General features: G+C 60.0%; 13 protein-coding genes and 2 pseudogenes. 6 read left to right on the top strand and 9 right to left on the bottom strand.

Annotation, left to right across the window (positions count from 1 at the left end; all coding sequences use genetic code 11):
• Window positions 1–145: 145 nt before the first annotated feature.
• Window positions 146–976, top strand: coding sequence for a prolipoprotein diacylglyceryl transferase (gene lgt, locus ACFOW6_RS11460; RefSeq protein ID WP_382422504.1), 831 nt, complete (start codon window positions 146–148; stop codon window positions 974–976).
• A 599-nt stretch (window positions 977–1,575) separates the two neighbouring features.
• Window positions 1,576–1,851, top strand: a complete 276-nt coding sequence (locus ACFOW6_RS11455) for a VOC family protein (protein WP_382422657.1) — start codon at window positions 1,576–1,578, stop codon at window positions 1,849–1,851.
• 230 nt (window positions 1,852–2,081) lie between these two features.
• Here the strand turns inward: ACFOW6_RS11455 and ACFOW6_RS11450 are convergent, their stop codons facing one another.
• Complete coding sequence (locus ACFOW6_RS11450) at window positions 2,082–2,822, bottom strand: SDR family oxidoreductase (RefSeq protein ID WP_382422503.1); 741 nt, start codon at window positions 2,820–2,822, stop codon at window positions 2,082–2,084.
• A gap of 425 nt (window positions 2,823–3,247) precedes the next feature.
• On the opposite strand from ACFOW6_RS11450, the gene ACFOW6_RS11445 reads away from it, so the two are divergent.
• Window positions 3,248–4,141, top strand: coding sequence for a LysR family transcriptional regulator (locus ACFOW6_RS11445; RefSeq protein WP_382422502.1), 894 nt, complete (start codon window positions 3,248–3,250; stop codon window positions 4,139–4,141).
• 86 nt (window positions 4,142–4,227) lie between these two features.
• Here the strand turns inward: ACFOW6_RS11445 and ACFOW6_RS11440 are convergent, their stop codons facing one another.
• From ACFOW6_RS11440 to ACFOW6_RS11410, 7 genes are all read right to left on the bottom strand, one after another.
• Window positions 4,228–4,824, bottom strand: a complete 597-nt coding sequence (locus tag ACFOW6_RS11440) for a flavodoxin (protein WP_382422501.1) — start codon at window positions 4,822–4,824, stop codon at window positions 4,228–4,230.
• Window positions 4,825–4,980: 156 nt separating this feature from the next.
• Window positions 4,981–6,111, bottom strand: a complete 1,131-nt coding sequence (locus ACFOW6_RS11435) for a hypothetical protein (protein WP_382422500.1) — start codon at window positions 6,109–6,111, stop codon at window positions 4,981–4,983.
• Between the two features lie 24 nt (window positions 6,112–6,135).
• Entirely contained in the window at window positions 6,136–7,353 is a 1,218-nt protein-coding gene (locus tag ACFOW6_RS11430; RefSeq protein ID WP_382422499.1) for a (R)-mandelonitrile lyase, read from the bottom strand.
• Window positions 7,354–7,418: 65 nt separating this feature from the next.
• The gene (gene paoC / locus ACFOW6_RS11425; RefSeq protein WP_382422498.1) at window positions 7,419–9,617 is read right to left on the bottom strand and encodes an aldehyde oxidoreductase molybdenum-binding subunit PaoC; all 2,199 of its coding nucleotides are present in this window, start codon (window positions 9,615–9,617) and stop codon (window positions 7,419–7,421) included.
• Between the two features lie 4 nt (window positions 9,618–9,621).
• Entirely contained in the window at window positions 9,622–10,572 is a 951-nt protein-coding gene (locus ACFOW6_RS11420) for an FAD binding domain-containing protein (RefSeq protein ID WP_382422497.1), read from the bottom strand.
• Window positions 10,569–11,219, bottom strand: coding sequence for an aldehyde dehydrogenase iron-sulfur subunit PaoA (gene paoA, locus ACFOW6_RS11415; protein WP_382422496.1), 651 nt, complete (start codon window positions 11,217–11,219; stop codon window positions 10,569–10,571). Before paoA ends, ACFOW6_RS11420 begins: the two co-directional genes overlap by 4 nt.
• Before the next feature lie 392 nt (window positions 11,220–11,611).
• Window positions 11,612–11,803 carry a hypothetical protein gene (locus tag ACFOW6_RS11410; protein ID WP_382422495.1) on the bottom strand — a complete coding sequence of 64 codons (192 nt, stop codon included), beginning with the start codon at window positions 11,801–11,803 and terminating at the stop codon, window positions 11,612–11,614.
• Between the two features lie 134 nt (window positions 11,804–11,937).
• Here ACFOW6_RS11410 and ACFOW6_RS11405 point away from each other — a divergent pair.
• From ACFOW6_RS11405 to ACFOW6_RS11395, 3 genes and pseudogenes are all read left to right on the top strand, one after another.
• Window positions 11,938–12,888: pseudogene (locus ACFOW6_RS11405) on the top strand (E2/UBC family protein); the annotation flags it as partial.
• A gap of 29 nt (window positions 12,889–12,917) precedes the next feature.
• The gene (locus tag ACFOW6_RS11400; protein ID WP_382422494.1) at window positions 12,918–13,616 is read left to right on the top strand and encodes a ThiF family adenylyltransferase; all 699 of its coding nucleotides are present in this window, start codon (window positions 12,918–12,920) and stop codon (window positions 13,614–13,616) included.
• Complete coding sequence (locus ACFOW6_RS11395; protein ID WP_382422493.1) at window positions 13,508–14,083, top strand: Mov34/MPN/PAD-1 family protein; 576 nt, start codon at window positions 13,508–13,510, stop codon at window positions 14,081–14,083. Before ACFOW6_RS11400 ends, ACFOW6_RS11395 begins: the two co-directional genes overlap by 109 nt.
• A gap of 65 nt (window positions 14,084–14,148) precedes the next feature.
• Here ACFOW6_RS11395 and ACFOW6_RS11390 read toward each other — a convergent pair.
• A pseudogene (locus tag ACFOW6_RS11390) lies at window positions 14,149–14,508 on the bottom strand (integrase core domain-containing protein); the annotation flags it as partial.
• Window positions 14,509–14,519 lie beyond the last annotated feature (11 nt).

The following is a 14,519-nucleotide window of genomic DNA, read 5'->3' as shown; positions in this document are numbered from 1 at the left end:
TGGCTTTGCTGTCGGCGTGGTCAAGCAAAACGGTTGGCGCATTCTTTCAACTGATGCTCTGGGATCCCGACAGGTCGAGCGCGCAACGAAGGTTGCCGAGGGGCCGGCGCGGAGCCGTGGAATCGAAGCAGATAGGATCCAGTGAATGCTAGAAGTCTCGTTTCCCAATATCGACCCGATCGCCTTCGAAATCGGACCTTTGGTGATACGCTGGTACGCCTTGGCGTATATTGCCGGGATCCTGCTCGGCTGGCGCTACTGTCTCCATCTCGCCAGACGTGACACCGTCCGTCCAAATGCCCCGGATATCGACGACTTTATGGTTTGGGCGATATTCGGGATTATTCTGGGTGGGCGCGTCGGCTATGTGGTCTTCTACAATGCCGCCTACTATCTGGAGCATCCGCTGGAAGCCATAATGGTTTGGCATGGCGGTATGTCCTTTCACGGCGGTCTTGTCGGCGTGCTCCTTGCTATCGCAGTCTTCTCCTGGCGACGCGGCTTCTCCCCGTTGGCAATGGGCGATCTCGTTGCAGTGGCGGCGCCGATCGGACTCTTCTTCGGACGCCTGGCAAACTTCGTGAACGGTGAGCTTTTCGGCCGTGTGAGCGACGTATCCTGGGCCGTGGTCTTTCCGTATGGTGGCGACCTGCCGAGGCACCCAAGCCAGCTCTACGAGGCCGTCCTGGAAGGCTTGGTGTTGTTCGCCGTGTTGGCGGTTCTGGCCCATCGCCCCAGAATAAGACGCCGAGCCGGGTTCCTCACCGGCTTTTTCCTGGTCGGCTACGGCCTCGCCCGAACGTTCGTCGAGTTCTTCCGTGAACCTGACGTCCAGTTGGGGTTCATCCTCGGCCCGATCACAATGGGCCAGATTCTTTCCGTTCCTATGGTTCTACTAGGACTTTACCTGATGGTACGAACGCGACACTCGGCAAACAAACCGACAATGCAAGCCCATTCGGCTGGCAGAAATTGAATGGAGGGTGGTGAAACGAAGGTATGCTCCGTAGGGAGGCCGTTCGCTGGCTTGGGTTCAATACAACCAGTGCCCAGCGCCTGTAAATAACTTCGCCCCCTAATATTATATGAACGCAGACCGGGTGGAAGGCGAAGCCTTTGCACGACGCGGGCTCTTGTTGGGAATTGGCTGGTGGGATGTACCAGCTGCAGGTGCTCGAAGCTGATCGCTGCACGCTGCTGCCCGAACGGAACCATGTCAAGTAAAGGTGCAAGAAAGGATAAGTGTCAGGAAATAAAATTGAAAATTCCCTTATGCTATCGTATGGTGGAATCTCACTGCAGGAATCTCACCGCAGGTAAGAAGCGTTCGGAATGAGTGAACCCTTACCTTGGGCGTTGGCTTTAACCGATCAGGATTCCGGGCAAGACTTCAACGCGTTAAGAGAGAACTCCAATTACTGGAAAGCAGTGTATGGGAGTAGACCGCCATCGAGGGAGGTTTACATACCCGACTTTGGAGGTTTATCAGCACGAGATGCTGGAGGAAGTTCACCAATCTCAAGGTTCAAGTGTTCTTGATGGTGCGGAGAAATTCTGGTTCGAGGCGGTTGATGCCTGCAGCGAGATAAACCAGTTGTTCGGCAGCATCGTGAAGGTGACGGCCAGTCCGCTGGCCTTGCCAACGGCAGCCATGTCGCCTTTCTCGCCGACACCCGAGAGCAGGTCGACGCCTTCTGGCAAACGGCACTGAAGAACGGGGCCAGCGGCGACGGCGAACCCGGCCCGCGCCCGATCTACGGAGAGCCCTACTACGGCTGCTTCCTGCGCGACCCCAACGGTCACAAGGTCGAGGTCATGGTGTGGGAGGAAGATCCGCAAGACGCAGGCTAGCTGGACAGTCCGAATAGAAAACGTGGTAGGCAACTTTCAGGCCTAGGTCTGAAACTGTTTGGCAGAAACAACTTCCTGCTATGCGGTGATAGCTGGAAGCATCCATGCATGCGAGATTCGCAAGAACTCGAAGGCGGGGTGCCATCGCCGGTGCACCAACCGCCCTCGAGCAGAGTAGAAAGCGGCCCTATCCGAAGCGATTGGTACAAGTCACGATACTCAGAGAACGCTCAAAGCTCCTGACTGGTCGGCCGATAGAGGATCTCGTTAATGTCGACCTCCTCCGGCTGCTGAATCGCGAAAAGGACGCAGCGGGCGAAGCTGTCAGCCGGGATCGCGTGCTCCTTATAGAAGCCATGGATTGCCTCGGAGACCTCCTCGGCCCCAATGGAGCCCGGCAGTTCGGTGTTCACCGCACCGGGCGAGAGGATGGTCGAACGGATGTTGTAGGGCTTCACCTCCTTGCGTAGCCCTTCCGAAATGGCGCGAACCGCATGCTTGGTCGCGCAGTAGACTACGCCGCCGGGATTGACGACGTGTCCGGCAACCGAAGAGACGTTAATGACGTGCCCACTCTTCTGCTCCTTCATATACGGCAGGGCAGCAGCGATGCCATAAAGGACACCCTTGATGTTAACGTCGACCATCTGATTCCACTCGTCGACACGGAGCATTTCAAGCGGTGACAGCGGCATTAGGCCGGCGTTGTTCAGGATCACGTCGATCCGGCCGTGAATGTTCACCGCGTGATCGACCAATGCCTGTACCTGTGCACGATCGGTCACGTCTGTCTTGACCACCGCTTCCTTGTCGAGCCCGATTTCGTCGGCCAGTGCCTGCATACGGTCGAGGCGCCGCGCGCCAAGCACCAGCTTGGCACCCTCCCTGGCAAGATGGCGGGCGGTCTCGGCACCGAATCCGCTACTGGCACCGGTGATCACAACAACCTTGTTCTGAATACCTTCGGTCATGATTTTCCTCTCAATATAGGGGGTTGTCGGTTTGGCAGTCGACTACTGCTGCAGGTGTGCCGGATTGCGCTCGCCCTGTATGTCGATTCGGCAGACGGCCGAGTCGATGTCGGCGAGGTTGTCGGGACTCATGACAGACAGCTTCGATCCGTTGCGTTGCAAGTCCAATTGGTTGCCTCTGTAGTGATGCGGTTGACCCTGTCGCCCCTGCCTAAAGCGAGTGAACTCAACACCATCCTACGCAAGGCGGGGGCAGCTTCTCGACTGGTGTTTCTACACCTCGGGCGCATCGAAGTACGCAAAGTCTATGATGAAACGTTGGTGGTCGTCCGCGTTTTCCATCCGTTGGAGTGTCTCATTTATGAGCAATGGCGTTATCGGATAAGGCCCTATAAACTGCACACGCTTATATTGGAGATTCATGAATGAGGCGGGAAGAATACGGTGATCTGGTGGCCTTTCTAAGTGTGGCGGAGGAACGCAGTTTCACGCGTGCAGCGGTGCGCCTGGGCACGTCTCAGTCCTCGCTCAGCCACACGGTCCGACGTCTCGAAGAGCGGCTGGGTGTACGGCTTCTCACGCGCACCACGCGCAACGTCTCGCCGACCGAAGCCGGCGGACAGCTTGCGGCAACACTTCGCCCCGCCTTTGACGATATCGACACGCGGCTTGACGGTCTGAGAAATCTGCGCGGGACGCCCTCGGGTACGATCCGCCTGACGTCCGGCAAGTATGCTGCCCAGATGATCCTCCTGCCCGTGGTCGAGCGGCTGCTCGGCGAGTATCCGGACCTCAGTATCGAGATCTCGGTCGACCAGCGGCTCGTGGACATTGTCGAGGAACGCTTCGATGCCGGCGTGCGGCTGGGCGAGCAGGTCGAGAAGGACATGATCGCCGTTCGGATCGGCCCCGACATGAGCATGGCCGTCGTCGGGTCACCTGCTTATTTCGATCGTCATCCCGTTCCACAGACTCCATATAACCTGACCGAGCACAACTGCATCAATCTGCGCCTCCCGACCCGTGGAGAGTTCTACCCCTGGGAATTCGAGAGAGACGGCCATCCCCTCAATGTCAGGGTCAACGGCCAGTTCGCCTGCAACGACGTGGACACCCTGGTCGAGGCGGCGCTCGCTGGCGTGGGACTTCTCTGCCTTCCGGATTACCTGCTGACCCAGCTGACCGCCGAGGGGCGGCTCATCCGTGTCCTCGAAGACTGGTGTCCTCCCCTCCCGGGCTTCCATCTCTACTATCCAAGCCGCCGTCAGGCGCCACCCGGCTTCCAGCTTCTGGTCGAAGCGTTGCGCTATCGTGGATAGAAGCCGTCAGACCGCAACTGCGGCGGCTCCGAACTGTGATTGATCTGGCTGGGCAGAAGCCCCCTCGAAAATGGATCAAGCGCCGTTCATAGTTCCGGCTCCACAGCCTGGAGCCAGGCAGTGACGCGATTCAGGGTCTCGCGTTCCTGGTCGGCTTGCAAAACGAAGGGCTCCAAAATCCGGGCACCGGAAGCAAGATCGGCAACTGACCGTGGGGCACTGCCCGTGCCGTAGCCGCCATGGGTGATGAAGGGAACGAGCGTCTTGTCCGACAGATCATGCGTTGTCAGGAACGTTCGAACCGGTGCGGGAAGCGCCATTCCCCAGATCGGAAAGCCGAGGAACACTGTTTGATATCCGGCCACGTCCCCCACACTCTCCGCCAGTGGCGGAGTGGCGGCGGAATCGCGATGCTGTCGCGCACGTTCGACGGTCTCCTCGTAGTCCTCCGGATAGGGTTCGGCGGTGCGGATCTCGAACAGGTCGGCCCGAAACCTCCGCTGGAGCTGGCCCGCGATAACCCGTGTATTACCGCTGCGCGATAGGTAGGCGACCAGCGTGCGACTGTTCCCGCTGGCCTGGGCAAAGACGTTCGAAGGGGCCGAGGCCAGCCCCAGACCGAGCGCCGGCAACAGCAGGGAGTTCAGGATATCCCGTCGGCTCAACCCGGGGGCCTTAGACATTGTATCCTCCAGGCGCGGACACGCAGCTTGTTCCAGCGCCGCGCTTTCGTCCGCCATGCTTTCTGATTTTCAGAGGACTCGCTTGCCGATGCGGGCGGATCTCGGCCCTCGCGCAATTCCCATTAACGGCCATTTGGCCGTTCTGTTCTCTCTCCCTCACTGGCCACGTTCGTCCCCTACCGTCTCGTCGATCCAGTCCATAACCAGATCGGCGATCTGCAGATTGTTCTTGTCCTGCATGATCATGTGCGAGTTGCCGTCGATGCCCTCCTCCGGGGGATACAGCATTTCAGCATTTCCGTTCGCGGCATTGAGGCGCGAGATAAAGCTCTGGCAATTGTCGAAACGCTCTTGCCAGGTGGGCCCGGGAACACCGGTTGGATTGTCGAGGTAATCGCCGAAGACGACGAGCACAGGCACTTCGGCAAGCGCCTCGATCTGAGTGTCCGAATAGCTATCCGACTTGCAGGTCCCCGGTTCGAGCAGAACCGCACCGCGAATTCCCTGGGGATCGGCAAGTGCTGCGTCGAGGGGGAAAGGTCCCGATTGCGAGTGGCTTACAAGGACCGCACCCTCCAGCTGACCAGCGAGGCTGGCCAGGGCGTCCGAAGTCGGATTCGGAGTAGGCGACCATACGTTCAGATCGGGTATACTCTGTCGCGAAAGCTCGTCGACGGCGTCGACGGGAAACTGCGTGTCCGGGTGCGCCTCGCCGGGTTCCGGACCGAAACGGAAATTCGTCCAGGCCCCGAACTGGTCTCCGAGCCGGAAAATCCTGCGCTGTTCGTCCGCTGGCGTGAGGCCCTCATGGACATTGTTGAAGACCGCCTGATTGAAGCCTGAACGCGCGCGTCCCACCTGATCGACGACGTAGACGGGATAGGACTGGCGCACGAAGTATTCGAACCACCCCATCCGGCCATCAGGTGTGGTGTCATAGCTCTTCCCACTCAATGTCGCGCCGTGAACCATCACGACCGGCAGGTTCGCGGCCTTGTCGGGGATCATGTACTCAACATACATCTGGCCGACCGTTATTCTGTCATCGGGCCCGAACGAACCAAGCTCGACGGAGGTCTGATCGACGGTTTTGCCGCCGACAAAGAAACTCCCTCGATCCTTGAGCACCAGCGGTTCTTCAGGTGTTTGCAGGTCATCGAGTCCCTGAGCAGCCACGCGGCTCTCGAACCCGATTGCAGCGGCAAGCATCCCGGCGACGAACAGGGTTGCCCGGCATGTGGGTGAGTTTGATCGAGTATTGATAAACGGCATCATGATGCATCCCATAAAACGTGCTGCAGGAACATTTCTTCAGTCGGAGCACACACGCTCGGTTTCGCTGCTCCGGGCGTAGTCTTCCTCGGAGAGGCGTTCCATCCAGGTGACCGAGGTCCCGTCCAATGCTTCCGAAAGTGCAAGGTGCGACATCGCCTGGGAGGCGGAGGCCCCGTGCCAGTGGCGCGTCTCGGAGGGAATGACCACGATGTCGCCCGGAGCGACTTCTCGCACAGGCTGGTCTTCGACCTGCACCCATCCGCAGCCTTCGGTGATATAGAGCGTCTGGCCAAGCGGGTGCGTGTGCCAAGCAGTGTGAGCGCCAGCCTCGAAGCGTACGACTCCGCCGCCAAGCCGTGCGGGCTCGGGCGTCGAGAAGAGCGGTCCGATCTCGGCTGTTCCGGTGAACTTGTCCGCATCGCCGGTAGAGATCTCGGCCTCATCTCCGCGCACGACGGTCAGGTCGGCAGGGGCATCAGCCGCCTCGCCGTTCTCCGCATGCGCCGCGAAGACGTCCTCGACCACCGAGACCGTCGATACCGCGTTCGGCCAGCCGGCGTAATAGGCGAGATGGTGGATCGCTTCTTCTGCCTCGGCACGCGTAAGACCGTTGTCCATTGCCCGGTCGAGATGGAAGGAGAGCTGCTCCGCCTTTCCGGTCGCCGCGAGCGCGGCAACAGTGACAAGGCTGCGATCGCGCGGACTGAGGGTCGGTCGACGCCAGAGGTCGGCGAACAGAACTTCATCGGTCGCCTCGCCGAGCTGCGGAATCACTGGAGTGATGCTCTCGGCAACGGCACGCTTGCGCGCCTCCTCGGCTTCCGGGTCCAGTTCGAGCGGCGTTCCACCTGCCTCCACCGGCATTTCCACGCCTTGTTCCTCGAAGGTCTCGTGCATTTCATAGACCGCCGAGATCGCATAGGGCCAACCGGCGTAAAACGCAAGATGGGTGGCAATCTCGCCGATCTCGGCAGGGGTCAAGCCGTTCTCGAGCCCAATGCGCGTGTGGCTGTCGACCGGCCCCGTCTGCCCCATGGCAATGAGAGCGGAAAGAACCACGAGGCTGCGGTCGCGGGGCGCGAGCGCCTCACCTGGCCAGACGCGTCCGAAGAGGACCTCGTCGGTGTAGCTGCCCAGGCCCGGGGCCACCTCGTAGACCTCTTCCGGGGCGATACGACCCGAATCGGACTCCTGTGCCTGGACCGGGGCCACGGCCGTACAGGAGACAAGAAGGGAAAGTGCTAGCTTTTTCATGTCGATGACTCCTTCAGTCGTTGTTCTGACCCACGCGTCGCCTCAATCCTGCAGAAGAGCACTGCTCAAACCGCAGGCAGGTCCCGGAGAAGCTTGTCGAGCGTGATCGGATAGTCGCGCACGCGAACGCCAGTCGCGTTGTAGATCGCGTTGGCCACCGCTGCGCTGACTCCACAGATGCCGAGTTCCCCGACACCCTTTGCCTTCAGCGGCGTGGAGTATGGGTCGCCCCCCTCTAGGAAGATGACTTCCTGTTCGGGGATGTCGGCGTGGATCGGCACCTCGTAGCTCGCCAGGTCGTGGTTGACGAAGAATCCGCGGCGCTGGTCGACCTCCATACCTTCCATCAGCGCACCGCCGACACCCATCGTCATCGCTCCGATGACCTGGCTGCGTGCTGTCAGCGGATTGAGAATCCGTCCGGCATCGCACACCGCCAACATCCGGCGCACGCGTATCTCGGCGGTCGCCCGGTGGACGGCAACCTCGGTGAAATGCGCCCCGAAGGTCGAAAGCAGGTACTCCTGGGTCCGGAAGTCGCCGAACTCGATCGAGTCCTCGGCGACAATCTCTTGCCCGTCGGTGAGCCCGGTCAGCGGCGTTTGAGTGCCTCCATGCCGAACCGACCCGTCTGCGAACTCCAGTTCATCGGCGTCCACATCCATTCGCTCGGCAATCTTCTTGCGCAGGGCGACGCACGCGGCATAGACGCCGGCAGTGGAGCTTGCCGCCCCCCACTGGCCACCGGACCCGGAAGAGACGGGCGCACGTGAATCGCCGAGATCTACGTCCACCTGCTCGATCGGCAGGCCCAGCATCTCCGCCGCTGTCTGCGCGATGATGGTGTACGAGCCGGTGCCGATATCGGTCATGTCCGTTTCGACAAGCGCGGATCCATTGGGCCGCAGGCGGACGCGAGCCCCGGAGGCCGCCGCGGGTGCGCCGCGATAAGCCCCGGCAACACCATGACCGATCAGCCATTCGCCGTCCCGCAGGCGACCGGGCTCAGTATTTCGCGAAGACCAATCGAATGCCTCCGCACCCCTGCGCAGGCACTCGACAAAACGACGCTGGGAGAACGGCCGGTCCGGGTTCTCGGGATCGACCTGGGTGTCGTTCACCACTCTGAACTCGACCGGATCCATGTCGAGCTTCTCGGCCATCTCGTCCATGGCGATCTCGAGCGCCATCAGCCCGGCTGTGTCACCCGGCGCGCGCATGGCGTTGCTCTCGGGCAGGTGCATGACCGCTGGCCGGTGGATCATCAGACGGTTCTCTCCGGCGTAGAAATGGCGCGTCGGCCGCGCGCCCTCCTCGCCTTCACCGCCTGGCAGGGTATTGGACGAATTGTCGTGCGAGATCGCGGTGATGCGACCATCCTCGTCCGCGCCAATGCGAATCCGCTGGATCGTCATGCCGCGATGGGTCGTGTTGTTGGCGATCATCGGCCGCGGCAGCGCGACCTTGACCGACCGGCCCGTTCGGCGCGCACCGAGCGCAGCGAGTATCGCATCGGCGCGCAGGAACAGCTTCACCCCGAAGCCACCGCCGATATAGGGCGAATCGAGGCGGAAATTGTCCGGCGGCAAGTCGAAGGTCGTCGACAGTGCCTGCCGGCTCCACTCGATCATCTGGTTCGATGTCCAGAGCGTCAGATTGTCGCCGTTCCACTGCGCAATCGTGGCGTGTGGCTCCATCTGGGCATGGCACTGGGCGGGCGTGGTGTAGGTCTCGTCGAGCTTCACCGGCGCCACGGCGAAGGCGCCCTCGAAGTCGCCCACGCTGGATATGGGCTCGACTGTCTCCTGCACCTGTCGCTCCCGTGCGGCCGCAAGATCGTAAGTGCTGTCGCTGTCCTCCTCGTATTCCACGCGGATAAGGCCAGCGGCTGCGCGGGCCTCCTCGAAACTCTTCGCAACGACCACGGCGATGGCCTGATGGTAGTGCTGGATCTCGCGCCCACCGAACAGGTAGGCGATATTCCACTGGACCTTTGGCAGGCGGTCCATATCGAGTGTCGTCACCACCGCGACGACTCCCGGCGCCGCCTCGGCCTCCTGGGTATCCATCGAGACGACCCGGCCCTTGGCAATAGCCGAGCCCAGCGGATAGCCGATGAGTTGCTTCTCAGCCACCTCGTAGCGTTCGTAGGCATAGGCTGCGGTGCCCGTGGTCTTGAGCGGACCCTCGATACGGGGTGTCGAACGACCGAGCACCGTCATGCGGTCGGCGGGGTTCTTTCCTGCGGGACTGTCGAAGCGCATGGTCTCACTCCTTCGCTTCGGCGAGCATGCCGGCGAGCGTGCGCTCGGCCAGTGTCACCTTGAATGCGTTGTCCTCGGTGGGCGAGGCGCCCTCCAGGAGGCGCGCCATCACCGCGCTGGCGCCGCGGGGGAGCTCGGCATCCGCCGCTTCCCTGCGCCAGGGCTTGTGCGCGACCCCGCCGAGCGCGACGCGCCCGCTGCCGTCGGACTGCAGTACGAGTCCCACGGACACGAGGGCAAAGGCGTAGGAGGCGCGGTCACGAACCTTGTGGTACATCTGCTGGCCACCCACCGATGCCGGAAGCACCACCGATGTGATGAACTCACGGGGTGCAAGCACGGTTTCCACATCCGGCGTGTCACCCGGCGCGGCATAGAAATCCTCGATCGGGATCGAGCGCGTTTCGCCGTCCGGGTCCACCGTCTCAACGACCGCATCGAGCGCCCGCATGGCGACCGCCATGTCACTTGGATGTGTGGCGATGCAGGACTCGCTGCTCCCGATGACCGCAAGTTGCCGGCTGTAGCCCTCGAGCGCTGCACAGCCAGATCCTGGGCTGCGCTTATTGCACGGCATGTTGGTGTCGTAGAAATAGGGACAGCGCGTACGCTGCAGCAGGTTGCCCCCTGTCGTCGCCTTGTTGCGAAGCTGGCCCGAGGCACCGGCGACCAGCGCCCGGCTCAGGAGGCCGTAACCCCTTCGCACGCGCGGATCGGCGGCAAGATCGGTGTTGCGGACCAGCGCACCGATACGAAGCCCGCCCTCCTCGGTTTCCTCGATGCTGTCCAGGCCAAGGCCGTTCACATCGATCAGATGGCTGGGCGTCTCTATCTCGAGCTTCATCAGGTCCAGGAGATTCGTCCCGCCGGCGATGAACTTGGCACCCTCGGCCGAGGCGACGGCCGCGGCTGCCTCCTGCGACGAGCGGACCCGTTCGTAACTAAAGGCTCTCATGCTTGCGTCTCCGCAACGTCCTGGATGGCGGTGAGTATGTTCGCGTAGGCGCCGCAGCGGCAGATATTCCCACTCATGCGCTCACGAATCTCGGCGGACGTGACCTGCATCTCTGCCGTAATGTCCTCGGTCACATGGCTTGGAATGCCGGCACGGATCTCCTCGAGCGTGGCCTTGGCCGAACAAATCTGGCCGGGCGTGCAGTAGCCACATTGGTAGCCGTCATGCTCGATGAAGGCCTCCTGCATCGGATCAAGATCCTCCGGCGTCCCGAGGCCTTCGATCGTGGTGATCTCGTCACCCTCGTGCATGACCGCGAGGGTCAGGCATGAATTGATCCGTCGGCCGTTCACGAGGACAGTGCAGGCGCCGCACTGGCCGTGATCGCAGCCTTTCTTCGTTCCGCCCAGTTCCAGGCTCTCGCGGAGTGCGTCGAGCAGTGTAAGGCGGTTGTCGGCCGTCAGCTCCAGCACCGCACCGTTCACGGTGAATCCAACATGGGTTGCAGAAGATCCTGCGCTGAGGGCCTGGGCAGACGTTTCGGCTTGCGCGAAGGCAAGCTTGGGCACACCGAGCGAGGCTGCCGAGGCTGCCCCAACGATCATCAGGTCGCGTCTGCTAATCTCCCAGTTGCTTGGCTTTGACATTGGCAATCGATCCCTCTCTCCTTGGCGAGTCGGTTATGAATACCGACTTCTGTGATCGCCCGCCCTCGTATGACGGGCGACAGGACATCGCCTTGGCAATGAGGGACTCAGGGTATCGGCGCTGACTTGGCCAGACTAGATCAAGAATCCCGAATGCGCCTATACTCCAGATTCATAAATCAGACCCTCATCGACGGGACCAGATGGCAGTCCGCACCCATCTAAGGATAGACTGAGTCCGGCTGTTGCTTGCGCGATCCCGACAGTCACGAGATCGAGGCCTTGATGCGGGGGAGGCCAGCGAAACGACGCTCTGAACGACCGCAAGGCTCTTCAGGCGCCTTCGCCACGCGGCAGCCCAACTCCGGCCTTTCTCGCGTCACGCGGATCGGCTAGACACTTTCCCTTATGGCACTCCTGCGTTCCTTCGCAGCCAACGAGGCAGCAATGATAGAACCGATACCGAAGAAAGTGCCATGGTTGAAAGCCATCAGGATGCGGTCCGCCAACGCGATCGTAAGCGTCGGCGCAAGGGCGGTGATCACGTTGCCCAGGGTGAAGATGAGGGCGAGGCCGATCAGCATCGTAAGGTTTCGCACCTCAAAACCCCGCTATCCTGCAAATTCGAATACTTGGAGAAGCCCTCAAACCCGAAGATCCCATGGCCGGGGCGCGTTGTTCACGGGGAACGAAGTCTGCCTAAAATAGGAACATCTATTTGATAGGAACTGACAAAAGGTTTCTAAGAAATTACCTGCCAATACGGTGTTTTTGCGCAAAACCTCCTTTGGAGAGGGTAGACGCATCTCTTGTCTGGCCTCATCTTGAGTTGGATGGGAGACTCTGCATCCTGCCAACCGACGCTGCTGTGTCGGTGGACAATCCAACAAGCGTTGTCGAGCTCGTGCTGGGCGAAGCATGCAGGCTTATCGAGGACAGTTTAGCAGGTGCCAACGTTGAGGAATTTCGAGAGGAGTTCCTCAGCTATTGGCTATTAGCGGCAAACCAAGATGTCCCGCGCATTATCAGCTTGGTGGAGCCATCCGGACCCAGCCGCCAGGTGTTTGTTTGGCGCGGAAAGTATGCACGGGTGATCGCAGACGACCGGCAGACCTTGGATAGATGGCTGCCACGATGGGGTGCAAAAGCGGGAAAAAGTAAAGATTACACGTATCATGACGGCGCCCTAATCTGGTTGCCTGAACCCCTTCTGCCATTCGAGTATCCAGAGACAGCAGCAGATATCCGAGTGTTGGCAAAGGAACGCGCGTCGGATTCCGTGACGGTTCTGGAAGACTTGGCTGTTTCAGGCATGGACAAAATAGATCTCCTGATAGGTGCGCCTTCGAAGAATGGTGCCTGTTTCGGTGCTCTAACGGTTCGGTCACCTGCAGCGGCTGGTAGACCCGACAGGAAGGGAAATCCACTGGTGCCGGGATTTCGTCCAGGCTATGTGCCAAAAAGTTTGTTGGTCAGTCGGTATTTCTCGGGATCAGCGAGAGCTACAAAGGCTGCTGTCGAACGCGCAGATTATCTATGGATACATGGGCGAGATCATGATTCTCGACAGGAGAGACTGCGGCACGTTCGAGTCGCTGTTCTCGGTTGTGGCTCGTTGGGAGCGCCATTGGTGCATCTTGTCGCTCAGGCCGGTGTCGGTAGCTTGCTATTGGTTGACTATTGGTTGATTGTAGCCGTATGGATTGGCCCAACGTTGGCCGACACGAACTCGGAGCGACCTCTGTACTTCGCCCCAAGGCTTTGGAGTTTGCCCGAGAAATTGAACAAAAGTATCCGCATTTGGGCGAAATCTCCGCACGACATAGTCGCGTCGAGCCTGATGCAACAGATCTTGTCGAGGACATGGCTACATGCGATCTGATCGTCAGTACGATGGGCAATTGGGCGGCCGAGAGCTATCTGAATGATCTTCAACAAGATCACACAGATTTTCCACCGATCATCTACGGCTGGGTGGAGCCGAACGCTGCTGCTGCCCATGCGGTGTTGATACCTCGAAATGGTGCCTGCTTTCGGTGCGGTGTCGATGACAAGGGGCGTCCTGATCTAGTAGTGACTTCTTGGAACGAAGGTACAGACGTCTTACAGGAGCCTGCGTGTGGAGCATTGTTTACGCCTTATGGACCAGCGGAGCTATGCTGGGCGCACGCTCTGCTGGCAGAGAGCGTAGTTGACGCGCTAATGGCCAATATCCATTCCGCAAAACACCGCGCTTGGATAGGACGTCGAACGCTCATCGAAACGGCTGGCGGCAGCTGGTCTGAGGAATGGAGTGCCGCTGTCGGCAATCCAGGAGACGGAGGTATGACGGTCGAGCGAACCTGGGCAGCTTCGGCACAATGCCCCGCATGTGCTCGGCAGGTATATGCGGTGTGATCTCGTATCGGATTGGTGATACTGGCCGGGAACTTGTGATAACCGAAGCTGTGCTGGATCATGTCGGAAGGCATCGACAATACAAACCCAGCCCTAGCGAAGCAGGTGGTCAGCTTTTTGCCCGCTTCGAAGGTCTCAAGATCTCCGTAGAGCGGGCGACCGGTCCACGACCCTCGGACCGGCGTAGCCTATTCGTCTTTTCGCCTAACCGGTTGGCGGAGCGAAGTGAGATAGTTCATCTGTTCAAGGTAGGCCTGCACTATGTAGGAGACTGGCATACTCATCCGGAACCACATCCCCAACCATCTGCAACCGATATCAGTAGTTTTCAGGATATGTTTCAGCAGTCTCGTCATAGACTGGCCAGCTTTGTGATGATTATCGTGGGCAAGTCAGAACCTCCGGATGGCCTGTTTGTTGCTCTTTGCAACAATGAAGGTGTCAAGCGCCTTCGCACTTGGACGTAGGTCGTATCCTGAAGCAAAACGGATGTTCCAACCAATTGTGGCTCAGCATTATGCGATCGGGGTTCCTAGGTGTTCAGTCCCGGCATGTGGTGGATGGGGTTGAGTTTGAATCGTTGAGGCTGTGACGTCCAGGCTTTGCAGATGAACTCATAGGGCGTGAGTCCGCCCAGCGTCTTCAGTCTTCGTGCGAAGTTGTAGGCTTTGACGAAGTCATTGAGATGACCACGCAGCTGGCTGTGACTGTCATAGTGGAAGCGCTTGACGGTGGCGTCCTTGATGGTGCGGTTCATGCGCTCAACCTGCCCATTCGTCCAGGGATGCCCGATCCGAGTCAGGCGGTGTTCGATACCGTTCTCCGCACAGACCCGCCCAAAGATATGACCACTGTCATAGATATCCTCGGCACGCAGAGTGAATTGGACCCCATAGCACCTAC

The sequence above is a fragment of the Fodinicurvata halophila genome (assembly GCF_042651425.1).
Lineage (GTDB): Bacteria > Pseudomonadota > Alphaproteobacteria > Kiloniellales > DSM-21159 > Fodinicurvata > Fodinicurvata halophila.
Note: the sequence above shows the minus strand (reverse complement) of the source record. Positions and strands in the feature narration are given on the sequence as shown.